This window comes from Chitinivorax tropicus (genome assembly GCF_014202905.1).
Lineage (GTDB): Bacteria > Pseudomonadota > Gammaproteobacteria > Burkholderiales > SCOH01 > Chitinivorax > Chitinivorax tropicus.
The window spans coordinates 94,035-117,111 of record NZ_JACHHY010000004.1; the positions used below are offsets into that span (position 1 = coordinate 94,035).

At 56.3% G+C, this 23,077-nt stretch carries 20 protein-coding genes; 11 read left to right on the top strand and 9 right to left on the bottom strand.

What is annotated here, in order from left to right; all coding sequences use genetic code 11:
- Positions 1-52 precede the first annotated feature (52 nt).
- Positions 53-670, top strand: a complete 618-nt coding sequence (gene pssA / locus HNQ59_RS04190; protein WP_184035626.1) for a CDP-diacylglycerol--serine O-phosphatidyltransferase — start codon at positions 53-55, stop codon at positions 668-670.
- 446 nt (positions 671-1,116) lie between these two features.
- Here pssA and HNQ59_RS04195 read toward each other — a convergent pair whose 3' ends face one another.
- Together HNQ59_RS04195 and HNQ59_RS04200 are read right to left on the bottom strand one after the other, a co-directional pair.
- Complete coding sequence (locus HNQ59_RS04195) at positions 1,117-1,503, bottom strand: thiol-disulfide oxidoreductase DCC family protein (RefSeq protein ID WP_184035628.1); 387 nt, start codon at positions 1,501-1,503, stop codon at positions 1,117-1,119.
- Between the two features lie 24 nt (positions 1,504-1,527).
- Positions 1,528-1,779, bottom strand: coding sequence for a hypothetical protein (locus tag HNQ59_RS04200; protein WP_184035630.1), 252 nt, complete (start codon positions 1,777-1,779; stop codon positions 1,528-1,530).
- Positions 1,780-2,601: 822 nt separating this feature from the next.
- Between HNQ59_RS04200 and HNQ59_RS04205 the strand changes: the two genes are divergently transcribed.
- The gene (locus HNQ59_RS04205) at positions 2,602-3,489 is read left to right on the top strand and encodes a PEP-CTERM sorting domain-containing protein (RefSeq protein WP_184035633.1); all 888 of its coding nucleotides are present in this window, start codon (positions 2,602-2,604) and stop codon (positions 3,487-3,489) included.
- A gap of 84 nt (positions 3,490-3,573) precedes the next feature.
- Here the strand turns inward: HNQ59_RS04205 and HNQ59_RS04210 are convergent, their stop codons facing one another.
- Entirely contained in the window at positions 3,574-5,004 is a 1,431-nt protein-coding gene (locus tag HNQ59_RS04210) for a phenylacetate--CoA ligase family protein (protein WP_184035635.1), read from the bottom strand.
- 48 nt (positions 5,005-5,052) lie between these two features.
- Complete coding sequence (locus HNQ59_RS04215) at positions 5,053-5,778, bottom strand: PEP-CTERM/exosortase system-associated acyltransferase (RefSeq protein ID WP_184035637.1); 726 nt, start codon at positions 5,776-5,778, stop codon at positions 5,053-5,055.
- A gap of 299 nt (positions 5,779-6,077) precedes the next feature.
- On the opposite strand from HNQ59_RS04215, the gene HNQ59_RS04220 reads away from it, so the two are divergent.
- Entirely contained in the window at positions 6,078-7,241 is a 1,164-nt protein-coding gene (locus HNQ59_RS04220) for a helix-turn-helix transcriptional regulator (protein ID WP_184035639.1), read from the top strand.
- A 97-nt stretch (positions 7,242-7,338) separates the two neighbouring features.
- Here HNQ59_RS04220 and metG read toward each other — a convergent pair whose 3' ends face one another.
- A complete protein-coding gene (metG, locus tag HNQ59_RS04225; RefSeq protein ID WP_184035641.1) occupies positions 7,339-9,384 on the bottom strand; it encodes a methionine--tRNA ligase in 2,046 nt (681 codons plus the stop codon).
- A gap of 195 nt (positions 9,385-9,579) precedes the next feature.
- On the opposite strand from metG, the gene HNQ59_RS04230 reads away from it, so the two are divergent.
- Together HNQ59_RS04230 and HNQ59_RS04235 are read left to right on the top strand one after the other, a co-directional pair.
- Positions 9,580-13,461: a CHASE domain-containing protein gene (locus tag HNQ59_RS04230; protein ID WP_184035644.1), complete on the top strand. Its 3,882-nt coding sequence runs from the start codon at positions 9,580-9,582 to the stop codon at positions 13,459-13,461.
- Entirely contained in the window at positions 13,458-13,736 is a 279-nt protein-coding gene (locus tag HNQ59_RS04235; RefSeq protein ID WP_184035647.1) for an acylphosphatase, read from the top strand. Before HNQ59_RS04230 ends, HNQ59_RS04235 begins: the two co-directional genes overlap by 4 nt.
- Positions 13,737-13,787: 51 nt before the next feature.
- Here the strand turns inward: HNQ59_RS04235 and HNQ59_RS04240 are convergent, their stop codons facing one another.
- Positions 13,788-14,417: a TetR/AcrR family transcriptional regulator gene (locus HNQ59_RS04240; RefSeq protein ID WP_184035676.1), complete on the bottom strand. Its 630-nt coding sequence runs from the start codon at positions 14,415-14,417 to the stop codon at positions 13,788-13,790.
- Between the two features lie 172 nt (positions 14,418-14,589).
- Between HNQ59_RS04240 and moaD the strand changes: the two genes are divergently transcribed.
- The 5 genes from moaD (at position 14,590) to HNQ59_RS04265 (ending at position 17,545) form a co-directional block, all read left to right on the top strand.
- On the top strand, positions 14,590-14,850 hold the full coding sequence (moaD, locus tag HNQ59_RS04245; RefSeq protein ID WP_343074200.1) for a molybdopterin converting factor subunit 1: 261 nt from the start codon (positions 14,590-14,592) through the stop codon (positions 14,848-14,850).
- Between the two features lie 3 nt (positions 14,851-14,853).
- Positions 14,854-15,306: a molybdopterin synthase catalytic subunit MoaE gene (moaE, locus tag HNQ59_RS04250; RefSeq protein WP_184035678.1), complete on the top strand. Its 453-nt coding sequence runs from the start codon at positions 14,854-14,856 to the stop codon at positions 15,304-15,306.
- 102 nt (positions 15,307-15,408) lie between these two features.
- Complete coding sequence (locus HNQ59_RS04255; RefSeq protein WP_184035680.1) at positions 15,409-15,675, top strand: MoaD/ThiS family protein; 267 nt, start codon at positions 15,409-15,411, stop codon at positions 15,673-15,675.
- Between the two features lie 4 nt (positions 15,676-15,679).
- Positions 15,680-16,768: a WD40/YVTN/BNR-like repeat-containing protein gene (locus tag HNQ59_RS04260; RefSeq protein WP_184035682.1), complete on the top strand. Its 1,089-nt coding sequence runs from the start codon at positions 15,680-15,682 to the stop codon at positions 16,766-16,768.
- A gap of 174 nt (positions 16,769-16,942) precedes the next feature.
- Positions 16,943-17,545 carry a peroxiredoxin gene (locus HNQ59_RS04265; RefSeq protein WP_184035684.1) on the top strand — a complete coding sequence of 201 codons (603 nt, stop codon included), beginning with the start codon at positions 16,943-16,945 and terminating at the stop codon, positions 17,543-17,545.
- 77 nt (positions 17,546-17,622) lie between these two features.
- Here HNQ59_RS04265 and HNQ59_RS04270 read toward each other — a convergent pair whose 3' ends face one another.
- Together HNQ59_RS04270 and hemN are read right to left on the bottom strand one after the other, a co-directional pair.
- Entirely contained in the window at positions 17,623-18,300 is a 678-nt protein-coding gene (locus HNQ59_RS04270) for a sulfite exporter TauE/SafE family protein (protein WP_184035686.1), read from the bottom strand.
- A 146-nt stretch (positions 18,301-18,446) separates the two neighbouring features.
- Entirely contained in the window at positions 18,447-19,865 is a 1,419-nt protein-coding gene (gene hemN / locus HNQ59_RS04275) for an oxygen-independent coproporphyrinogen III oxidase (RefSeq protein ID WP_184035689.1), read from the bottom strand.
- A 116-nt stretch (positions 19,866-19,981) separates the two neighbouring features.
- Between hemN and fnr the strand changes: the two genes are divergently transcribed.
- The gene (gene fnr / locus HNQ59_RS04280; RefSeq protein WP_184035691.1) at positions 19,982-20,740 is read left to right on the top strand and encodes a fumarate/nitrate reduction transcriptional regulator Fnr; all 759 of its coding nucleotides are present in this window, start codon (positions 19,982-19,984) and stop codon (positions 20,738-20,740) included.
- Positions 20,741-20,924: 184 nt separating this feature from the next.
- Here fnr and HNQ59_RS04285 read toward each other — a convergent pair whose 3' ends face one another.
- Complete coding sequence (locus HNQ59_RS04285) at positions 20,925-23,063, bottom strand: class I SAM-dependent methyltransferase (RefSeq protein ID WP_184035693.1); 2,139 nt, start codon at positions 23,061-23,063, stop codon at positions 20,925-20,927.
- Between the last annotated feature and the right edge of the window lie 14 nt (positions 23,064-23,077).

Consider the following 23,077-nt stretch of genomic DNA (forward strand, 5'->3'; position numbering starts at 1 on the left):
GAGCCGCAAATTGGACTAACATAACGCCCGATGTCATTACCTGGGCCTATTCATGTCTCATCCCAAGCCATTCTCCATGATTCGGGAGTTTCACCTGGCAGACTGGTTCACGCTATGTAACGCTTTTTGCGGCGTAGGTGCCTTATTTGCCGTCATGACCTATCTGCAGACACAGGAGGTGCTGCACCTCTACTTCGCTTGTGGGTTGATTCCACTGGCGCTGGTGTTCGACGTGCTCGATGGGCGGATTGCACGTTGGCGTCAGCAAAGCTCCGCTATGGGGCGCGAGCTGGATTCATTGGCGGATGTCATCTCATTTGGCGTGGCGCCTGCTGTCATCGCCTATGGTTGTGGCATGCAAGGCTTCTTTGACCGGATCGTGCTGGTGTTCTTCGTTGCCTGCGGCGTATCGCGGCTGGCCCGTTATAACATTACTGCGGAAAAACTGGCTGATGGCGGTGACAAGGTCAAGTTTTTCGAAGGCACACCGATCCCCACCTCGATCGTGTTGGTTGGCATCATGGCCTGGGTGGCCTCAGAAGACGCATTAGGCGACGCACTGTGGTTGGGCGTGATCAAAATCATGGGGCTGCAATTGCACCCGCTGGTGTTGCTGTTCGCCGTATCCGGCTCGCTGATGATCAGCCGCATCCGTATTCCCAAGCTTTGATGCGCATTGACCTGGGCAGCTACATATCATGTTGGCGGAAAACAGGCACCAGTTGGTGCCTGTTTTTTCACTGGTACTGAAGACCGATGATCTTCAGTACATTTCCATTGGTGTAGCAGTTGTTCGGTGAATTAGCAGCCCCATACTGGCGAAGCCTACTACAACGTGAAGTGTGGAGCCTTGGGCATAGCATTCAAAGCTGGTGAAGCCGCTGTGATTGCAATCGGCGTTGCTCATCTGTGTGGGAAGCGTGGTCAGCTGCAGCGGAGAGGTGCACCACTAAGCCATGACAGGGCTTGGACACCTGACGCTTGGATCGGACCAAGCATCGGTAAAGGATGTGCTCGTGAGCGTGGCTGCCCAGTCATGTTCCTGCGTCGAGGAGGAGGGGTACGCCAAGCCCTTGCTGGCACATGCATTGCTTGCGACTGGTGATATCGCACGCGTCAATTGATGCGGCAGTGGCCACTATCACAATCCTGACGACCCAGCCAGCGGCCAATTCTCAGCCGATGTCGAGCGAACAACCGGTAGGCTGCATCGGTCAGTTGTCGCAGACCGGGCAGTCGGGTCGGCGCTACCAGCCAGCCTGCGCCGATGGCAGTGTACATAGCGCGTGCGGCATCCATGCCGGTATACAGTCGGCCATCCTCTCCCAATGCGTGCAATCGAGCCATCAGCTCCTGCTGCTGATAGCCCCAACTGCTTGCGTCAAAATCGTTGGCCGCGGCATCGATGAAGTGTAAGGCACCGCGCTTGTCCAATCGGGTCAACATTTTTACTTCGCGCATACAAAGCGGGCATTGGCTGTCATAGAAAACGGTCAGTACCATGGTGCAGTCCTTTTGTTCTGCATTTCAGTCAAACAGAAATGAGGGAATGAAAACAGCCAGCTTGTTGGTGGCGGGGCCATGGGGTGGAGTGATCTTTGGACGGGTCTGCAGCCACCTATTACCAATGGCTCCCAAGTCACGCGTACCATCTCCATGTCGATCCCCACTTGAACGACCATCCCGCAACAACGTCATCAAGGCAATCGCATCGTGCCATATGTAGTAGTGGGCTATCAATACAGTGGCTCGATCCTGGCGATTCCCTAGGTGCTGCATTCTAGGCGGTCATCTGCGTAAACGCTTCTGAAAATTTACCATGGCTCGCGAGGGTCTGGACAAGCTTTGGAAAGTGCTCAGGGCTCAAACAGCATGATCGTCAAACTGCACGAGCAAACCCGCATTACGCTGGCCATTCGCAAAGCGATTCAGCGGGCCAACTGCACTCAGGCCCAGGTGGCGGCTCGCCACAACATTACCATTGACACCATTCGCCAATGGAAGAGTCTGGACAGCGATCGAAGATCGCTCTCACACGGACCATCGGCTGTAAACCACGCTGACGCTGGCTGATAAGCACATTGTGATCGAGCTGCACAAAATCCTCAAACTGGGGTTGGATGACTTGCTGGTGGTGATCCACAGCGCGGCTGACTTAACGGTGTATCAAGGGTTGGGCTGGCAGGGGGCATCTGATACCTATGGGGCTGGCATTGCGAGTTCTGACATGGTGGTGTTTTCTTGTTGTTGATTGTGTTGAATGTTTCAAAAATATTGCTGATGCGTCCTGATCTGTTGTTGTGTTGGAATGCGGTGTTTTCAATTGATATGTTGTTATATTTAAAAATTGATTGATGTTGGTGAGTGAGCCTGTTTTTATCTAAATATATGATTTTTACTATATTTTTGAGTTATATTTCGAATATGCTTATTGGGTAATTAGTAGTATGAATGGTGGTGTCGATATTTATTTGTATTTCTATGGTCTTATTTATCAATTCATTGATAACTCGTTATTTTTTGCTTTGGTATGTTTATTGCTAACTCCATGATTGCTTAAACGGAAGCTTTTGGATATGGATTTCTCTCAATGATAAGGAGATGAAAGTGAAGATGGATTGGGTTGCAAAAGCATTGGCGGTGACGTGGTTATCAGTATTGCCTTTTGCGCATTCAGCAGCAGTGAAGGTGGCAACGCCAGTCGAATTGAAGTACACCGGGTATACGGCTACCAGTGCGGATGGGGGGGCTGGGAAATTCGGGTCTGGGCTTGAGAGTACATTTGGGGCGGGGTATCTGACCAGCATCGCGCGGGAGGGGAATCCGGCGGATATATTCTGGCAGCAAGGCATGAATAACGAAATGATATCGTTCATGATCTATGGTATTGCTGATGCTAGCAATATATCCGGGGGAACGCAGGGGCAGAAATTGTTCAATGTGGGTTGTACCAATGCGGCTTTCGGCTGCGATGGGAAAATCCATCTGGACTTCTATCTGGATAAGGCGGTGGGTGGAACCAATCCTGGCTTTGCCGGCACGGATGGGCTCAAAGCCTCTGACCGCACTGCCTTCAACCGGTTTGGGGCGATGACGGATGGTGTCTTGTTGATGAGTCTGACGTTTGATGTGGGGATCGTCACGGAGGATGATCCCACCACTGCGTTTGACGAAAGAACGGCGACTTTCTTTCAGGATGTATCCAACATTACCTTACCGGCCACGGGGTCTGGTCGATTTTTCGCAAGCTGCGTTGCGGGTATTCTATGTCCAACGTTCGACACCAATGGGCAGAACAAGGGTTTGTCGGACTTCCATGCTGTCAATACGCTGACAGCAGTCGATCCGAACTCCGGTGAGGGGAAGAACGGCTGGGGCGGTCGTAACGCAGACCCGATTGCCTCTGCCATGCTGCTGCCTGAGCCTGGTAGTGTGATGTTGATGGTGCTGGGGCTGGCGGGCGCAGGCTTGGCGTTGCGCAGACGGTAACAAGCGATACGAATCGGGCTGCACGTATGTGCAGCCCGTTTCCTATTTGTACTTGCCCAAAACTCGATCTGGTCGGGGCAGGGTCTAGAGATAGGCGAACTTCCGCTCGAAGTCGATTTCCATACAGTAAGGGAAGGTGGCGTAAGGATGAGTCACGATGTCGGGTTTGGCCCTTGCATATGTCAACAGGTGCCCGTGCAGATTGTCCAGTTGTTTACTGGATAGCTGCTTGCCATGCCGTAATTGCAGATCCAACCGCCCACTGGTGTTGGGGGCGCTCAGGCGGAAGTTGCCGGTCAGCGCTGCGGCAATGGTGCTGTCTGCATAGATGGCCTCTTTGACAGCCTCTGGGTAGAGTGGCCCTGTGGTGGTCGGCAGGGCTTTGCCTCGACCATAGACGGTAATGAAGGGCAGCTTCAGATCCGGCGTGATGGTGTGGCCATGCTGCTGTAGCACCGACAGTACAGTTTCGTGTTGGAAGATGTTGCCGTAGTCACCTGAGCAGTAACGGAGCAAGGGTAGCTTCATCTCCGGGCTGAGCATCGAGATCACCACCTCTGGCCAGCTGGTGCCCGCGTCTCGCGTCTCGACGTAACAGCGATGCGGGTAATACATGAAGAACATCGGACAGAAAGGCGTATCGACCCCAAACAACGCCTTGCGCAAACTGGGGTCTTGATGGGCCAGCCTGCGCATGGTGATGGTGTGGGGGGTTTCGTGGAAGATGTTCAGATCCAGCTCGGCCACGCCCATGGATGACATGATCAAGCGCCCACCTGGTTGGTCGAGTTGCTCGATGCCCATCAGTTGGCCGATGTAGGTCCGGTAGTTCTCCGCAATGCCTTCTTCCCCCGTGACGAGGTGGACTCGCAACTTGGACCAGTCGATCCCGTGGCGTTCCTGGCCGTCTTCAATGATCCGTTTGATGAACGAGCCTTCACCGATCATCACGATCTGATCGAACTCGCCAGCAAAGCGCTGCACCAAAGCGAACACCATATCATCCCGCACACTGGTTTCTGCCAGCACGGTGGCTCGGGTGTGGACTTTGACGCCCATTGGCAGTGCATTGATGACCAATGTGCTGAGTTCATCGATATTGAACAGATACTGTAGCCCGGCATCAATCGACTTCGATGAGTTTTCCAGGTTGGTGGCGGTGTTGACGCCAAATGAAAACACGCCGGAATGCCCTGAGCTGGTCAGTAATGATCGTACACCCTCCAGATTGCCATCCACACACAAGTCGTGGATGGCGTATTGACCAAATGTGTTGTGTTTATTGAGCAAGGGTGCGCGCGCCACAAACTGACCGATCGACTCGATGGGGGTCGTGGGCTGACCATGTTGTTGCAGCTGTTTCACATAGGCCGGTACCGTCTGCAAAGCCCGGTTGAAAGCGGTGATGGCATCCATTTCCGATTGCTTGAGCAGCTCGGCGGGCGCGGTCTGGCAGAGTGAATCCAGAAAGGCCCGACGGGCGGCTTTGTCTTGATCGGATGCGAAAGTCTTCATGGTCGCACTCCAATGAGGGTGGAAAATCAGAAGCTAGGGCTGACGGCGTCATTGCAGGCGTTGCGGGGCAGTCAGGTATTCCGCGCTGGCGAAGAACTCCTCGTGCAGATCGGGCCTGGTCGCCCGCAGCACCCGCTCATAGTCGCGGATATTCAACATGAATGGCCTGACCGGGCCGTAGTAATCGACTTCCGGGCCGATCGGAACAAAGTCCATGCAAAGCCGGTTGAGCAATCTGAGCAAACCGGTTTCCATTGCGGCCAGCAGATACTCGATCTGCTGTGCCTGGCAGTAATGGAACACCGCACGATACAAGCCCAGTACGATTTCCGGGCGCATGCGAACGCTCTGCTCTCGGACGCTTGGTGGCAACATGACGTAATCACTGCTTGCCCCATATGCATCATCATTGGCCCGGCGACGATATTGCTTGCTGACTGCCAGCCGAGAAATTTCAACCGCCGACCTCGGTAGACCGGGTAAGGAGACTTCGCAATGCTCTTGAAGCGGATATCGATGGGTGTGCTGCCCGACGATCCGGATGGTGCCGACCAATTCATCTGTCTGGTCAATTGCAGCAAAGTGGGTGGAATCGAGATCGTAGTGGTCGAACTCCTCCCCATTCTCGAAGTGCTGGGCGGAAAGAAAGCGCTTCTCAAGGCAATAGACCTGATAACGGAGCTTGAAGCTTTGGCTCAATAGCGGCGTGTCATCAATCCGGCCAAAAAAGAAATAGCGACTGAAGAAGGTGTCGCGCATCGGAGGTGGCTTCATGGTAAGTTGTCCGAAACTGCCTACTTACTGAGTTATAGCCTGTTTTTGGTGGTTTTCAGATAATTTTATTGAGACTGGCGGTGTATCTATATATTTTTTCGATCATTAAATATATGAATATTCAAAAGTAAAAAGGGTTTGCAATTCCAACTTAAGTCAGCGTGGGGCAGTGGGGTTGCCTATATGGTGCAATAACTTGAAAATGACGATGGTGGGTACTTACTTATTGATTGAATTGACATATATTGAATTGTCGGTAGTGATTTCCCTGTTGGGGAAATAGAGAGAAGAGGTTATTTATGCGGCAGCCAACACAGGTCGAAAATATCGATTTGATCTCTGTGCTTTATGAAAGCATCAATGACCCACAGTGTCTGCGTGATTTCATCACAGGCTTTGCAGCGGGGCAGGATCAGCTTTCCGCCGGGCTGCTGATCATACAACGGGGACACCGCCCTCAACTGATTTTGGAGCGTGAATATCCGCCAAATGATATCGACGACTATATCGATGTATTCATGGCGCAAGACATCCGCCTGCAGGCGCTACTCCAGCAATCGGCACCCGTGTCATATGATCAGCGCGAATATATTTCGGATGACACCTTTACTGATACGGCGTTTTATCGTGGCTTTCTGTCGCGAACGAATCTTTTCTATAGCGCAGGCGTGCGGGTGATCCATGATGCGGAGACAACCGTGCTGATGGGTGCGGCGGTACCTAAGGACAAGGGCGGCGTGGAGCCGCATCTCGTCGAGCGGATGTTGTATCTGAAGCCCCATATCGAGCGGGTGATCCGGCTGAGCCAACGTCAGCATTTCCAAACCACGCTCAACGAGGCGCTTTGCCACAGCCTTGCGTGTTGGAACATCGGCATTGCACTGCTGGATTCCTCGGCAAGTATTCAGTTTTGTAACGGTGTGTTTGAATCCATGCTGAGCCAATCCGTGAATCTCCGCTATGTGGCGCAGCGCTTGCAATTCCGGGAATCAACCTTGAACAGCCGCTTTACCTCAGCGGTCAGTCGGCTGGCCCGGACGCATCAACTGACTGGTGATGATCATGTGGCATACCTTGTCACCAAGCAAAGCAGCAACCTGTTCCACCAGCTGGTGCTGTTGCCATTGCCCGCCAGTGTGCCAAACGGTACGCAGGGTGTATTGGCGATGCTGAGCGATCCGGACCACCAGCGGGCGGGGCGGATGGAGATCGCAGGTCAATTGTTTGGGTTGACGCCTAGTGAGAAGCGGGTTGCGGAGAGGGTTCTGGCAGGCCAGGTGCCGAGCGACATCGCATCATCGTTGACTGTGGCGCGTAGCACCGTGGTGTCACACCTGAAAAATCTGTTCCGTAAGACTGGCACCAACCGCCAGGCAGACCTGATGCGGGTTCTGATGCATGTTCCTACCTGCAGTGGGGGCACTGTTCACGACCAGGCAGGGGAGCAGGGTGATGGAATGTGAAACAGCCTGCTGGTTGATTCAGCAGGCTGTAGGGAGCACCATCCGCTACGGCTGACACGATCCGACCCAGGCCTCGGTCATGCCAGCGGGGCTGGTGTCAACGGATGCGCATGCCGGGCTGGGCGCCGCTGTCAGGGCTGAGGATGAACAGGCCCGAGCCCTTGTCCTCGAAGCTGGCGGCCAGCACCATGCCTTCCGACAGGCCGAATTTCATCTTGCGCGGGGCCAGGTTGGCCACCATCACAGTCAAACGGCCTTTCAGGTCTTCTGGTTTGTAAGCAGACTTGATGCCAGCAAACACATTACGTGTCTCGGCGCCGATATCCAGCGTCAGCTGCACCAATTTGTCAGCACCTTCCACGGCCTTGGCATCGACGATCCGGGCCACACGCAGATCCACCTTGCTGAAATCATCGATCGAGATGGTCTCGGCAATCGCTTCATACTGCTGCGCCTCTGCGGCAGGCGCTGGGGCGGGTGTGGGGGCCTGCAGGCTTTGCTTGTTGGCTTCCAGCAGGGCATCGATCTGCTTGGGCTCGACCCGTGTCATCAAGTGTTGGTAGGGGTTGATGGTGTGCCCCAGCAGCAAAGTCTTGCTGTCCGCCCAGCCCAGTGGCGCGATGTTCAGGAATTGCTCGACCTGCTCGGCCAATTTCGGCAGCACCGGCTTCAGGTAGATGGTCAACAGGCGGAACAAGTTGATGCAGGTGGTACACACCTCATGCAGCTTGGTCTCCATGCCTTCTTGCTTGGCCAGCTCCCAGGGCTTTTGCTCGTCCACATACTGATTGGCCATGTCGGCCAGCGCCATGACTTCACGCAGCGCACGGCTGAATTCACGTGCTTCAAACAGCTCAGCGATTTCATTGCCCGCCACTTGCAATGCGGTCAGCAGATCCGATGGTGGCAGCGTGTCCGCCAGTTTGCCGCCGAAGCGCTTGTTGAGGAAGCCGGCGGCACGGCTGGCGATGTTCACATACTTGCCCACCAGATCGGAATTGACGCGGTTGATGAAATCATCCAGCGCCAGGTCGGCATCTTCGATGCGGCTGTTCAACTTGGCTGCATAGTAATAGCGTAGCCATTCCGGGTTCAGGCCCAGCTTCAGGTAGCTGCCCGCCGTGATGAAGGTGCCGCGTGACTTGCTCATCTTGGCGCCATCGACAGTCAGGAATCCATGCACATTGACCGCGTTGGGGGTTTTGAAGCCAGCGTATTCGAGCACAGCAGGCCAGAACAACGCATGGAAGTAGAGAATATCCTTGCCGATGAAATGGTACAGCTCGGCATTGCTATCCTTGCCCCAGAATTCCAGCCAGTCACGGCCCAGACGATCCATCAATAACTTGCTGGAAGCCATGTAGCCGATGGGTGCATCGAGCCAGACATAGAAATACTTGCCCGGCGCATCGGGAATCTCAAACCCGAAATAGGGTGCGTCACGGGTGATGTCCCAGTCTTGCAGGCCGGCCTCGAACCATTCCTGCATCTTGTTGCTGGCCTCGGGCTGCAGGCGGCCTGCCTCACGTGTCCAGCCTTTCAGGAAGTCCTCGCACTGGGTCAGTCGGAAGAAGAAATGCTCGGTTTCCTTCATGACGGGCGTTGCGCCGGAAACCGCTGAGTAAGGATTGAGCAGCTCAGTGGGGCTGTAGGTGGTGCCACAGCTTTCGCAGCTGTCGCCGTATTGGTCTTTGGCATGACATTTCGGGCATTCGCCTTTGACGAAACGATCAGGCAGGAACATGCCTTTTTCCGGGTCATACAGCTGACGGATGGTTCGGCTGGCGATCTTGTCGTTGGCCGTGAGGCGGCGGTAGATGTCGTAGGCGATCTCACGGTTTTCGTCGGTATTGGTGTGCGAATAGTTGTCGAACCCAATGTGAAAACCGGCAAAGTCAGCGACGTGTTCATCGTACATCTTGGCGATGAACGCCTCTGGCTTCAGGCCTTGCTTTTCGGCATTGATCATGATCGGGGTGCCGTGGGTGTCATCACCGCAGACGTAATGGCAATCATGGCCACGCATTTTCTGGAACCGGACCCAGATGTCAGCTTGGATGTAGCCGACCATATGGCCTAGGTGGATGCTGCCATTGGCGTAGGGTAGGGCGTAGGTCACCAGAATCTTGCGTTTGTCGGACATGATTGTTCTCAATGGAGTGTTGCACGAAAGACCGACCATTATAGCGGCAGCTTTGGTTGCCGCGAAATCGCGATGGATGGTCTATACCGCATAAAGATAATCGGTTCTGCTGGCGGGCTTCATGGCTGTGCCATCTGGCTCTTGGGCATTGTGGCAGTCGGCATCACCTTACATTGAAAGCGTGCGACCTCATCAATGAGCAATCCCTTCCTGAAACGGTTGTCAGCCTTGTTGCCCGTGGCCTTGCTGGTGTTTGGCCTGGGGTTGAGCTATCTGGCTGCCATGCTTGTTGCACATGGCAATCACGAGACCATTACCCGACGCTTGAATGAAACCTTGGGTCAGATTTCTGGCCGGGTGGAAGACCGCATGCAGCGGTTTGAATATGGGCTGAGGGGCTTGGCAGGGCATTTCGTCGCCAACCCTGATCGCCCTAATCTGGCCGAGTTGCGCACCTATCTGGCATCACGGGATGTGACGGTTGAGTTTCCTGGTGCGCTGGGTTTCGGTGCCATCCGCTATCTGACGGAAGCTGAGGCGCCAGCCTTTTTGCGACGCTGGGAGCGAGAGCATGGCTTCCCGGTTGCGCTCAAACAGCTCAAGCCGCACACCCCGCCGTATTTCATCATTTTTCTGATCGAGCCGATCAAGCGGAACAAACCAGCAATTGGGCTGGATGTGGCATCCGAGCCACATCGCTATGAGGCGGCCATGTCATCCATACGGACTGGGAAACCTACCCTGACCGCACCGATCATCTTGGTGCAGGACGCAAAACGCGTGCCGGGGTTTCTATATCTGTTGCCTATCTATAAACCAGGGTTGCCGCAGGAGACCCAGGCACAACGTGAACAGGCGATCTGGGGCTGGGCTTATGTTCCGGTGCGCATCGATGATGTGTTGGAAGGGCTGGACCAGACCTTGGCCAAGGGCCTGGATGTCAGCATCTCTGATCTGACCAAGCAAAACACTCCGTTGGGTCTTATCTATGATGCCGACAAAGTGCCAGGCGTGGTGCCCGTCACCTACCGGACATTGTGGGATAACGTCGATCTGGCGCTGCAACGTGAAATCAAGATCGGCGGTCGCAGCTGGCAGCTTGTGATTTCTGGCTCAGAGCAGTTTGTGGAAAGACTACGGCTGACCTCGCCGGATCTGATTGGCTTATTGGGTGCAACGATCAGCATGTTGCTGGCGGGCGTGGTGTGGGCCCTGCAACGGACGGAACGGGCCGCCAAGGCACAGGCGAACCGGATGACCCATGATCTGCAGGCCAGCGAAGCCCGGTTGGAATTGGCGATACAAGCCACTGGCCTGGGGCTGTGGGACTGGAATATCCAAACCAATCGGGTGATCTACAACCAGCAATGGGCTGCGCAACTTGGATATCAGCTGGATGAGATCTCTCCAGAGCTTTCCGCCTGGGAGAATCTGGTGCATCGGGATGATCTGGAGCGCACCTATATGGCTTTGCAAGCGCATTTCCGGGGTGAGACGGCCATATATGTGTGCGACCACCGGCTGCGCACCAAGACGGGTGAGTGGAAGTGGATTCGCGATTCGGGGCAGGTGATTGAGTGGACCGAGGACCACAAGCCCCTTCGGGCGATAGGCACCCATTTCGATATCGATACCCTGTTGGCTCGTGAAACCGCACTGCGGGATACCCTGGCCATGCATGATGTGATCTTCGATCATGCCAGCGTAGGCATTGCGTTGACATCCAATCGTACCTTTCAGCGTTGTAGCGCCAAAATGCTGGAGATGCTTGGCTACCAGCGCGCCGAGATGGAGGGGCAGCCTGGCTCCATCATCTATGAGAGCCGAGCTGCCTACGAAGCGGTGGGCAGAGAGGCTGCGGCGGTTCTGCCGGCTGGTGGCACATTGGAACAGGAGCTATGGATCTGTCGTAAAGACGGCAGCCGTTTCTGGGGCCGCCTGATGGCTCAGGCCGTAGAGCCAGGCGATGCGGCACGCGGTACCATCTGGATCATCGATGATTTCACCGAGCGTAAGCAACGAGAAGAGCTGCTTTCCAAAGCACGAGCGGATGCCGAGGCGGCCAACAGCGCCAAGACAGCGTTTCTGGCCAACATCAGCCATGAGATCCGGACGCCGATGAATGCAGTCTTGGGGTTTGCCACACTGCTGTTGGACACTCGCCTGAATGAAGAGCAGGTGGGTTATGTGAAATCCATCAACAGCGCTGGCGATGCGCTGATGGTGCTGATCAACGACATGTTGGATCTGTCGAAGATCGAATCGGGCAAGCTGCAGCTGGAGCAGATCGACTTTGACCTTCGGCGCCTGTTTGAAGATGTGCTCAGCATGGTGGCGGCCAAGGCGGCGGAAAAGAAACTGGAATTGATACTGCTGACCCAGCCGGATGTGCCGCACCGGGTCAATGGCGACCCGGGGCGGGTCAGGCAGATTCTGCTGAACCTGATCAACAATGCAGTCAAATTCACCAATGAGGGCGAAGTCATCGTGCGGGCCAATCGGATCAATCAGACCGAGCATGGCTTCCGTATCCGTGTCTCGGTGACCGACACAGGCATTGGGATAGAAGAGCAGGCGATAAGCAAGCTGTTCCAGCCATTCACCCAGGCTGATGCCTCGATGACCCGCCGATATGGTGGAACCGGGCTTGGGCTGTCGATCTCCAAACGTCTTGCGGAGGCAATGCGAGGAGGAATGGGTGCAGAAAGCAAGATGGGCAAGGGGTCTACGTTCTGGTTTGATATCGAGCTGGGCTTGGCTCAGGACCAGCCCGACATGGCACCTATAACTGTGGATCTGACTGATCGCCGTATCCTGTTGTGTGGGCACTCACCCAGCCTGATCCAGATGCTTCGCCAGATGTTGAATGGCTTGGGTGCGCATGTTGTGTCCGCAGGCGATGCGGTTACCGCCCTGGCGGCACTTTATGATATCGATGCGCAGGTCGATTGCGTGATGGTGGATTACCAATTGCCGGACATGACCGGCATTCAGCTGGCGGAGCGGATTCGGAGCGACATGCAGTTCCGGCAGCTGCCGATGATCATGCTGTCCTCGCTTGCCTGGCGGGGGCAGGGCAGTGAAGCGCGTCAGGCGCAATTTGCTGCCTATCTGACCAAGCCAGTGCGGGCCGAGCAGCTGGCTGCCTGCCTGCGGAATGTGTTGGTGGCACCAGCGGAGGGTGGTCAGGAAATGGTCACCCTGCAAACCATGTCCGAGCAGGAGTCCAGAAATGTCCCGACTGTTTTGGTTGCGGAGGACAACCCAGTCAATCAGAAGGTGGTCGTCTTGATGTTGGAAAAACAGGGCTGTCGGGTGGATGTGGTGGAGAACGGGGCGTTGGCGGTCGAGGCGGCAGCGCACTTTCCATATGACCTGATCCTGATGGATGGGCAGATGCCGGTGATGGATGGGATAGAAGCTGCGAAGCGGATTCGTGCGGCAGGCATCACAACACCGATTTCCGCACTCACGGCCAATGTATTTGAGTCAACACGTGAGGCCTGCATGGTGGCGGGCATGAATGACTTTCTGACCAAGCCGATTACGCCGGACGCCCTCCGGCAGGTGCTGGACAAATGGGTGCCTCGTCTGCCCCCTCCGGCACCTGAGCCGGCATCTGCACCTGAGCCAGCACCGACCCGCGAACTGGACCATGCTGAGCCTGTCCCAGGCTTGATTGGCGAGAAGCTGCAAGATAGCGACGGCGTAGCCTTGCGACAGGCCTTGGACGAGGTTGCCTCGGCGCTGGGCGAGGACATCGTGCCGCAGTTGATCGATCTGTATCATGCTGCAGTCCAGGAAATCATGCCGCTCATCGAATCCGCCCTGGCTGAACAGGACTGGGACCGTGTGGCGCGGTCTGCACACCGGCTGAAAGGGTCGGCAGCACAGATCGGTGCCAAGCGGGTGGCGGAGAATTGCAAGGAGCTGGAAATGGCCGCCAAGAGCCAATTGCCCGAAAACTGCGCATACTACATGGTCCGGTTGAATCTGGAGGTGCAAACCATGAATGGTCTGATTGATGCCGAGCAGCAATATCGTGCTGGTATGGCCGAGGCGTCGAGATCGACATGAGCGAAGCGGTGCGGGTGTTGATCACGGGGCGGGTTCAAGGTGTTGGGTTCCGCGATGCAGCGCTCAGACAGGCCTGCAGACTGGGTGTGGTGGGTTGGGTGAGAAACCTCGTCAGCGGGCAGGTCGAAGCGCATATCCAAGGAGACAACCCGCTGGTGATGCAGATGGTGGACTGGTGCAGGCAAGGCCCGCCGGGTGCGCGTGTGGATGAGCTGGTGACTCGACCGGTCGAGATCGAATCTCTCAGCGGGTTCAGCCGCCTGCCTACCGCATGACTCCGTTACCTTGGTGTGGGTCGAAATCATGCAGCATGGGGCTGGCTCGGATCAGGCGTGATAGCGGGCTTGGATTTCCGCAAACAGCGGACGGAACATAGGCTGGATGTGCGGTTTGAACAATGCGAGCACCTGCCGCACCCCGCGCCGCCCCATTTCCTCGGTCAGCTTGCCCATCGGGTTCTGGGTCTGTTGAAAAGCGTACCAGAATTTAATGATCAACCAGCAATTGACCACCAGCGACTCGATTTCCTCTGCATCGGTCGCCAGCAGCCCGATGGAGCTGAATTCGCCAAACAACGCGGTCAGAATGGCGATGATATCCTCACGGATGAACTTCTGATACGCCTCGGCAAATTTCTCATTGCGGCCCAGCAGACCGGCAAGGTCATGGAACATGAAGCGGTAGCGCCACATGCCGATGAACGCCGTATCCAGGTAGACAATCATGTCTTCGACCATGATCGGTCGATCCGTCGGCACGCTCAGGCGATTTTCCATGAATTGCTTGTACTGCAGGAAAATCTGGTAAATGATTTCTTCTTTGTTGCGGAAGTGGTAATACAGGTTACCAGGGCTGATGCCCAGATGCGCAGCGATATGATTGGTGGTGATCGCCCGCTCTCCGTGCTCGTTAAACAATTCCAGGCTTGCCTGTATGATCCGGTCGTATGTTTTCATCGGTCTTGTGTTGTCAGCAGGATAGAGAGCTTGCCGCTTTTTGTTTCAGATTATATTAGAATGATAACTCTTGTTGCAATGCAGCAAGTTGCTATTTGCATACGGGTATACCCTCGTTTTAGCGGTTTTTTCTGCATAAATGCATTTTTTTCCAATTTTGTTAGAGTATCCAATGATGTGGGTTCGAATTCTGTATTTTGCAAGATTGCGGGAAGTCTTTGGATGCGGCGAGGAGCGCCTGGCACTGCCCTCGTCTGCGGCTACGGTGGCTGACTTGTTATCGCTGCTGCGGTCACGGGGCGATCGTTGGGCGGACGAGCTGGCGGAAGGCCGGACATTTCGCGTGGCGGTGGCGCAGGAGATGGCGCAGCTCTCCACACCGCTGACCGATGAGGTTGAGGTGGCGATCTTTCCGCCTGTCACAGGGGGATGATCAATGATTCGTGTGCAGACCGATGATTTTGATGTGGCCCGTGAGTTGGCTGCATTGCGCGCCGGTAACCCAGCCATCGGTGCGGTGGCCATGTTCGTTGGCCTGGTGCGGGATATCAACGAGGGTGCGCAGGTTGGTGGGATGACCTTGGAGCACTACCCCGGCATGACCGAAAAGTCGCTACAGCGGATTGTGGATGACGCCAGGCAACAATGGCCGCTGCAAGCCGTGCGTGTCATCCACCGTGTTGGCCCGCTGGCGCCATTGGATCAGATCGTCTTTGTCGGGGTGGCGTCGGCCCACCGGGGAGACGCGTTTGCGGCGTGTGAGTTCATCATGGACTATCTGAAAACCCAGGCACCGTTCTGGAAACTGGAGCATACTGCAGAAGGCGCACGCTGGGTTGATGCCCGCGAATCTGATCAACAGGCGGCGGATCGCTGGGCACCTCGCTGACGGCGTATGGATGTTTGGCCATCACGTAAAATCGGGTCAGGCTAGGGCATCTGCCTGCGAGATGGTCGATGTGTCTTCACCTTTCCGTGGTTGAGGAAGATCATGCCTACCGTGGCGTTCACCCCCCATTTACAGCACTATCTGCCTGTTGCGCCGGTGCCATGCCGAAGCTTGATCTTGCGTGCGTTGTTGGATGAGGCGTTTGCCGCGTACCCAGCAGGCCGCCTGTATGTGTTGGATGAGCAGGGGCGGGTGCGCAGGCACATTGCGATCTTTGTCGATGGCATGTTGCAGGATCGCGAAAAACTCGATATCCCGTTAAGACCAGATAGCAGTATCTACATCATGCAGGCTTTGTCCGGAGGATGATCCAATGGCGCCACGTCTATTGATTGGTACGCGTAAAGGCTTATTTGTGTTCGAGCAGGGCACGACTGCACCCGCTTGGCAGATGACCGCACATCATTTCGTCGGCATCCCTGTGAGCGCTGTGTTGGTTGATCCGCGTAGTGGACGTTGGCTGGCTGCTTTGCGACACGGGCATTTCGGCCCGAAACTGCACATCTCGGACGACCAGGGCGCACAATGGCAGGAAGTGCCATCCCCTGCTTTCCCTCCCGAATCCGTCACGGCGGACCAGACTCCGCCCGCAGTCGATACCATATGGACACTGGCTGCAGCCGGGGCTGATATGCCTGGTATGTTGCTTGCGGGCACCATTCCGGCTGCGTTGTTTCTGTCTGGGGATGGTGGACAAAGCTGGGGCCTGGTCGAATCACTGTGGATGTTGCCGTCACGATCCGAGTGGTTTGGTGGCGGCACTGATGAGCCGGGCCTGCATTCAGTCTGTATCGATCAGCGTGACGGTCGTCGGGTGACGGTCGGGGTGTCCTGTGGCGGCGTCTGGCGTAGCGAGGATGGTCTGGCCACCTGGCAGGCGCGGACGGCAGGCATGCGCGCCACCTACATGCCGCCTGAGCGACAGGAAGACCCGGTGATACAAGACCCGCATCGCATCGTCAATTGCCACAGCTTTCCTGATGCTTGGTGGTGCCAGCACCACTGTGGCATTTTCCGCTCGACAGACGATCTGGCAAGCTGGCAAGCCATCGATAGTGGCTGGTCGAATTTTGGGTTTGCTGTCGCGGTGCATCCCAATGACCCGAATACCGCTTGGTTCGTGCCGGCGGAGTCCGATATGTCACGTGTGCCAAGCCAGGGCGATTTTTACGTGATGCGCACGCGGGATGGCGGGCAGACCATGGAAAAGCTCTATCAAGGGTTGCCTGCGCAGCCTGCCTACCATCTGGTTTTTCGACATGCATTGGCGGTTGATCGGGTTGGGAGACATCTGGCATTCGGATCGACAACCGGCTCGGTCTGGGTATCCGCCGATGAAGGGGATCACTGGCAGCGTCTGTCCGCAGAGCTGCCACCTGTCTATTGTGTGAGTTTCGACTGATTGCCGCCTGTATATCTCTCAAGCTGTATTCAGAAAGGCCAGCCCCGACAGCTCATATTACTGCGGGGGCTTGTCTGGCGCAGTTTTCAAGGAAATTCTGATTTGACACCACAAACCAAGCCAGAGTAGATTTCACCCGATTTTTTCGTCAACCACTTTGTCAGGAGATCGCAAATGGCTGTTCTCGTTGGAAAAAAAGCCCCCGATTTTACCGCCGCTGCCGTACTGGGCAATGGCGAGATCGCTGAAAACTATCATTTTTCTGAAGCAATCAAGGGGAAATATGCGGTCGTCTTTTTCTACCCGCTCGACTTCACCTTTGTGTGCCCGTCTGAGTTGATTGCATTTGACCACCGCCTGGAAGAATTCAAAAAGCGCAATGTGGAAGTGATCGGCGTGTCGATCGACAGCCAATTCACCCATGCGGCGTGGCGCAACACACCGGTTGACAAGGGTGGCATCGGCCCGGTCGGTTATACGCTGGTTGCCGACGTGAAGCATGAAATCTGCCGTGCCTATGATGTGGAAACCGATGGTGGCGTGGCACTGCGCGGCTCATTCCTGATCGACAAACAAGGCGTGGTTCAGCATCAGGTTGTCAACAACCTGCCGCTGGGTCGTAATGTTGACGAAATGATCCGCATGGTCGATGCACTGCAGTTCACTGAAGAGCATGGTGAAGTGTGCCCGGCTGGCTGGAACAAAGGCAAGGCTGGCATGAAGGCCGACGCTGCTGGTGTCGCGTCCTACCTCGCTTCGCACGCTAAAGAGCTGTAAGACTGTCTGCTCGGACAATGAAAAAACCCGGTCGCGACCGGGTTTTTTCATGCGCAGGCTGGCAGCGTCAGCAGCTGTTATATTGCGCCCAGAAACGACCCGATACGGAACAGGCCCAGCAAACCGAACGCGGCGACGGACAACCCCGCCAGGCGACGCACCCAGGCCTGTTGCAACCATCGCAGCAATTGTTGTGCCGACAGGCCCATCGCAATCAGATTTGGCAGGGTACCCAATCCAAATGCCAGCATCACACCCGCTCCCCGCCATGGCGACCCACTGGCCAAGGCCGATACCAATGCGGTATACACCAGACCGCAGGGCAGCCAGCCCCAGACCATGCCTGCCCACCATGCATCCGACAACCGGCGTATCGGCAGGTGACGGGCCAGTCTGGGTTGGATCACCCGCCACAGCCTTCCGCCCAGCCGTTCCAGTTGGGTAATCGCACTGGACAGCCCCGCCAGATAAAGGCCCAGGCCAATCAGGAGCAGGTTGGCAATCAGGTAGAGCGCTATTGAAATGGGCAGGAGCTGTTGCAGCAACAAGCTGCTCGCCCCCACTGCCCCGGCAAGGGCCCCAGCCAGCACGTAACTGGTGAGGCGGCCCAGGTTGTAGCCCATGATGAGCCGATGGCGATTGGCTGCTGGCAAATTGAGCGACATGGCGCCGACCAGTCCGCCGCACATCCCGGCACAGTGCACACCGCCCAGCAGACCAGACAGAAAGAGAGACAATAGGCTGATTTCAAGCATGGGGCGAAGCATAGCAGGTCAGGTTGGGTGCTGACAGGCCACGCAAAAAAACCGCGCCTTGCGACGCGGTAGATCAATGTACTTGGAAGGCACCTTGCGGCGACAAGACAAGCAACAGGAAAGCTTTTTTCCGGTGGGCCGGGTGATCAGATGACTTTGGAGTATTTCATCCGTTCATCGTCATGGCGCAGGTAACGGTCGAATACCATGCAGATGGTGCGGATCAGTAATCGGCCTTTCGGGGAGACAGTGATCCAGCCATCTTTGATCGACAGCAACCCTGATTTTTCATACTCACGCAGTTGCGCCAGCTCGCTGGCGAAATAGCGGTTGAAATCCACCAGGTGGGCGATTTCCAGCGATTCGATGGAAATCTCGAATTGGCACATCAACGCCTGGATGATGGCACGGCGCAACAGGTCGTCACCTGTCAGCTCGATGCCTCGCATGATGGGCAATTCATCCCGATCCAGACAATCATAATATTCGTCGAGCGTGCGGTAATTCTGGCTGTAGGTGGGCCCGATCTTACCGATTGCCGAGACGCCCATGGCCAGCAGGTCACAATCGGCATGGGTGGAGTAACCCTGGAAATTGCGGTGCAGGCGACCCTGACGCTGGGCAATCGCCAATTCGTCATCCGGCTGGGCGAAGTGATCCATGCCAATATATACGTAGCCCGCTTCGGCCAATCTGGAGATGGCATGCTTCATGATGTCCAGCTTGGTCTTGGCCTGGGGCAGATCGATCACATTGATGCGCCGTTGCGGTTTGAACAGCTGTGGCATGTGCGCATAGTTGTAGATCGACAGGCGGTTGGGGCGCATGGACAGCACTTTGTCCAAGGTGCGGTCAAATGAATCGACCGTCTGCAAGGGCAGGCCGTAGATCAGATCCATGCTGACCGATTTGAAGCCGTTCGCCCGGGCGGCCTCGACCACCGCGAGCGTCTCGGTCTCGGACTGCACCCGATTGACGGCTACCTGCACCGAGGGGTCGAAATCCTGCACGCCGACACTCATGCGGTTGAACCCGAGCTTGCCAAGCAGGGCGACAGTTTCGGCATCGACTTTGCGCGGATCGATCTCGATGGAATATTCCCCGTTCTCGATCAGCTGGAAATGCTCACGGGTGGCGTTCATCAGCTCGACCATCTGCTCCGCCGGCAGAAACGTCGGCGTACCACCGCCCCAGTGCAGTTGTTCCACCCGCCGGTCACGGCCCAGTAGCGAGGCTTGCAGCTTCATTTCGTGGGCCAGATAGCGCACATATTTGGCAGACCGGCCACGATCCTTGGTGATGACCTTATTGCAGGCACAGTAGTAACACACCGTGTTGCAGAAAGGCAGATGGAAATACAGTGACAGTGGGCGTGCCAAGGGGCCGATATTGCGGCGGCGCATCCAGGCTGCATAGCTGTCCTGATTGAATGCCTCGATGAAGCGATCTGCTGTCGGGTATGAGGTGTAGCGCGGCCCATTGCGATCCAACCGTCGGATCAACTCCAGATCGACCTCGACCGTGTTGTAGTCATTCAGGGAGGAGGGAAGGGGAAGAACGGACATTGTGTCGCCTGCAAACAAGAATCGATGATCGGATCATGCCAGCGTAAGGCGCAATCCCATTTGATTTGGGTCAACATCCATGTCATAGTTTCACTGTTTTTTTCGTGGCCTTATTTATGCAGCAATCCGCATCTATTCCTATTCGAGACATCTCATTCAAACAACTGAAGGCAGCCTGTTCCACATGCACCTTGCAGGAATTGTGTCTGCCGGTCGGAATGTCGCTGGAGGAGTTGGCGCAGCTGGAGCGGCTGGTCAACCAAGGTGTCAAGGTCAAAAAAGGTGAAGCCCTGTACCGGGCAGGCGAGCCATTCAAATCGCTTTACGCCATCCGCACCGGTTTTTTCAAGACGGTGGTGTTGTCTGAAGATGGTCGCGAACAGGTGACTGGCTTTCATATGTCCGGCGAGCTGATGGGCTTGGATGCCATCAGCACGGAGAACCATACCTGTCATGCCATTGCGTTGGAGGACAGCGAAATCTGTGAAATGCCCTACCAGCGCCTGGAGGATCTGTGTCGGGCCATTCCCGCGCTGCAGCGGCATCTGTACAAGGTGATGAGCCGCGAGATCGTCCGCGATCATGGCGTGATGATGTTGCTTGGCAATATGAAGGCCGAGGAGCGGCTGGCGGCATTTCTGCTGAATCTGTCACAACGTTTTGCTGCGCGTGGTTATTCCGCGAGTGGTTTCCATTTGCGGATGACCCGTGAGGAGATCGGCAGCTTTCTCGGGCTGAAGCTGGAAACCGTCAGTCGGACGCTCTCCCGCTTTCAGGACGAGGGCTTGATCACGGTTCAGAACAAATACATCGAATTGAAGAATCTTACCGGGCTCAAGACAATGCTGAGCGGTTGTGCAGGCAATCAAGCCTAGACGCCGTCAATATGATCACTGCCCGCTCGGGGCGCCACGACTGTTCCTCTACTGGGCAGGTTTGCGCACATAGCCTGCCACCATTTCTGTGATCAGATCCAGATCTCTCGATATCGTCGGGTATCTTTCATCCCCCCTGGCATGACCGCCATCATGATATTTGATGACGGTCATGCATAGGTGCTCAATGCCCGGTTGTGTCATCGACCGGTATATAGTCGGCAATGCTGAAGAAGCGGTATTCACTCAGGAGATCCAGCCCAGGGAAGCCCTCTGGATGGACTCGGCCATAGATGTCCTGCCGTGGCGCCAAACCTGCCAAGCATAACGCAAGCTGGAATTCATTGAACGGCATCATCAGCTGCCAGGACAGGAAATGCATCCCCCAGTTGAACACGGCTGCCAGCTGTTCGCTACGCATCCAGTGCGCCGGGTTGCTGGGCGCGGCTTCTACCAGGTTGGCGGCCCAGGGGCTATGGCCTTCCACAGCCAGAAAGCCGTGCTGGATATATGGGCGCCAGCGGTGGATGAAGTCGATCAGGTCTGCCGCCGCCACATAGCCTGGTACCAAGCCTTGTTCGTCGGCATAGGCAACCCGGAACAGGCCTTTCAGTTCTTCCAGTGTCGGTTTGTCCGTGGCATCAGGGCTGGCTGGTGGGTAAGCCTCGGAAAAGTGCTGGGACAGGATCTTCCGCAGCCGCTGTGGGTCTACTTTGTCGAGATGCTGTTGCAGAATGCTGCTTGCCTGTTCCGGAGCCCGGATGGCCAGTGGCCGGTTATGTACCAGGAACATGAAGGTATGCACCAGATCACTCAGTTGGGCTGGGCGCAACGCACCGGACTGGGTTCTGACGGTCAGGCCGCTCTCGGTCAAGGTCTGGTTGTATTGATCAGGTCGAGCAATGTCGGCATGGAGTACCCGTACCTGCACATCGGCTTGCTGACTCAGCGGCGCCAAGGTGTCGGTCGCCCGGCTGCGGGCGGATTCATTATAGTCGGCCCCCACCACCAGCAAGGGGTAGTCGGCCAGATGCTTGCCGCGTAAGGTGTGCTGGATGATGTACTCGGCCAGCCGCTTCAACGCGCTGCCGTCGCCGCATCCTATGTCTGCAATGCCGGCAGGTTGGCGGTTCAGTGGGGTATCGTTGAACAGTCGACGGATGATCTTTTCTGAGATCTCCCGCGAGGCGGGCCCAGAGCCGGCGCCGCTGGAGCCATAGATATTCATGACCCGGTCGATGTGTCGATCGTGTGCGACGCCCAATGGGTCTGGGTTGCCGAACAACAGCTCTTCCAGCACGGCATAAGAGCGTAGATACGAGGCGGGCAGGGCGGCATAGGGGGCGGCGATGGGGCGGTGGATCACGCCTTCAGCACTGAGGCGGATCTGTTGGCCGTCCGGGCTGCGCTCCAGCATGCCCAGGCGGTGCATCAACTGCCATGCGGCTGTCAGGAAATCGGGCGAGGCATGGGGCCAGCTGGTGGTTGAATCGACCCATGCCAGCGGGTCACTCATCTGCTCCAGGATGGCCGGTGCGACTTTGCTTTGCCTGTCGCCCCGCTGTTCAAAAACAGGCATGTCCAGCGCGATCCAGGTCGGGCCCGCCAGCAGGCCATCCATGGCGGTCTGCAGCTGGCAGCGTACCCGTTTGGAGATCGGGTCTGTGCCGGTGCGCAATGGCCAGCCAGACTGGCTGGTCTGCACCAGATCGACATACAGTGCGACGTAAGCCGGGTTTTGCAGGCGACCATGGCATAGCGCATGGGCGTGCTGCAACATATCCGATGCGCTGGCCAGGCGGTTGAACAAGGCGCGATGTTGCTCGACATAGGCCACGGCACAGGCACCACTCGGGGTCAATTGATAGTGGGCGGTTTCATCGCCACGATCCAAGATCAGCCAGCCTGTCAGGGCGATCAGATTCAGTGCGCCCCACAGCATGCCCAGGTTGGGGGTGGGGTCGCTGCTACGTTGCCGGGCAAAAGCCAGCATGCCGCGAGGCTCGCCCGCCTTCAGATCGGCAAAGGCACCCGCTGCCACCAGTTTGGTCAGGGTCGGGATCAGTACCACTCCGTTCGCCCAGCCGCAAGCATGGGTGTAGGCCAGTACGCGGCGGGCGTCTTCCAGCCCGATCCGGATGCAGGTGAGGCCATCCTGCTCGTGGTGGGTGATGGGGCAGGCGGACTCTGTCACCTCTACCGTCAAGCCTGCAGTGGGCGGGATACCCAACGCGCGATAGGTGTCGGTGGGGTGGGAGCATAAGTAGTCGGTCAGTTGTTGGCTGAGTGATGCCAATGTATCTGCAAGTGTGGTGGTGGTCATTGGGTTTCTCGATT

Excerpts from the sequence above, each read along its gene's own strand:
- pssA (WP_184035626.1), top strand. The coding sequence starts at position 53 with ATGTCTCATCCCAAGCCATTCTCCATGATTCGGGAGTTTCACCTGGCA.
- HNQ59_RS04195 (WP_184035628.1), bottom strand. The coding sequence starts at position 1,503 with ATGGTACTGACCGTTTTCTATGACAGCCAATGCCCGCTTTGTATGCGC.
- HNQ59_RS04200 (WP_184035630.1), bottom strand. The coding sequence starts at position 1,779 with ATGCAGCACCTAGGGAATCGCCAGGATCGAGCCACTGTATTGATAGCC.
- HNQ59_RS04205 (WP_184035633.1), top strand. The coding sequence starts at position 2,602 with ATGAAAGTGAAGATGGATTGGGTTGCAAAAGCATTGGCGGTGACGTGG.
- HNQ59_RS04210 (WP_184035635.1), bottom strand. The coding sequence starts at position 5,004 with ATGAAGACTTTCGCATCCGATCAAGACAAAGCCGCCCGTCGGGCCTTT.
- HNQ59_RS04215 (WP_184035637.1), bottom strand. The coding sequence starts at position 5,778 with ATGAAGCCACCTCCGATGCGCGACACCTTCTTCAGTCGCTATTTCTTT.
- HNQ59_RS04220 (WP_184035639.1), top strand. The coding sequence starts at position 6,078 with ATGCGGCAGCCAACACAGGTCGAAAATATCGATTTGATCTCTGTGCTT.
- metG (WP_184035641.1), bottom strand. The coding sequence starts at position 9,384 with ATGTCCGACAAACGCAAGATTCTGGTGACCTACGCCCTACCCTACGCC.
- HNQ59_RS04230 (WP_184035644.1), top strand. The coding sequence starts at position 9,580 with ATGAGCAATCCCTTCCTGAAACGGTTGTCAGCCTTGTTGCCCGTGGCC.
- HNQ59_RS04235 (WP_184035647.1), top strand. The coding sequence starts at position 13,458 with ATGAGCGAAGCGGTGCGGGTGTTGATCACGGGGCGGGTTCAAGGTGTT.
- HNQ59_RS04240 (WP_184035676.1), bottom strand. The coding sequence starts at position 14,417 with ATGAAAACATACGACCGGATCATACAGGCAAGCCTGGAATTGTTTAAC.
- moaD (WP_343074200.1), top strand. The coding sequence starts at position 14,590 with ATGATGTGGGTTCGAATTCTGTATTTTGCAAGATTGCGGGAAGTCTTT.
- moaE (WP_184035678.1), top strand. The coding sequence starts at position 14,854 with ATGATTCGTGTGCAGACCGATGATTTTGATGTGGCCCGTGAGTTGGCT.
- HNQ59_RS04255 (WP_184035680.1), top strand. The coding sequence starts at position 15,409 with ATGCCTACCGTGGCGTTCACCCCCCATTTACAGCACTATCTGCCTGTT.
- HNQ59_RS04260 (WP_184035682.1), top strand. The coding sequence starts at position 15,680 with ATGGCGCCACGTCTATTGATTGGTACGCGTAAAGGCTTATTTGTGTTC.
- HNQ59_RS04265 (WP_184035684.1), top strand. The coding sequence starts at position 16,943 with ATGGCTGTTCTCGTTGGAAAAAAAGCCCCCGATTTTACCGCCGCTGCC.
- HNQ59_RS04270 (WP_184035686.1), bottom strand. The coding sequence starts at position 18,300 with ATGCTTGAAATCAGCCTATTGTCTCTCTTTCTGTCTGGTCTGCTGGGC.
- hemN (WP_184035689.1), bottom strand. The coding sequence starts at position 19,865 with ATGTCCGTTCTTCCCCTTCCCTCCTCCCTGAATGACTACAACACGGTC.
- fnr (WP_184035691.1), top strand. The coding sequence starts at position 19,982 with ATGCAGCAATCCGCATCTATTCCTATTCGAGACATCTCATTCAAACAA.
- HNQ59_RS04285 (WP_184035693.1), bottom strand. The coding sequence starts at position 23,063 with ATGACCACCACCACACTTGCAGATACATTGGCATCACTCAGCCAACAA.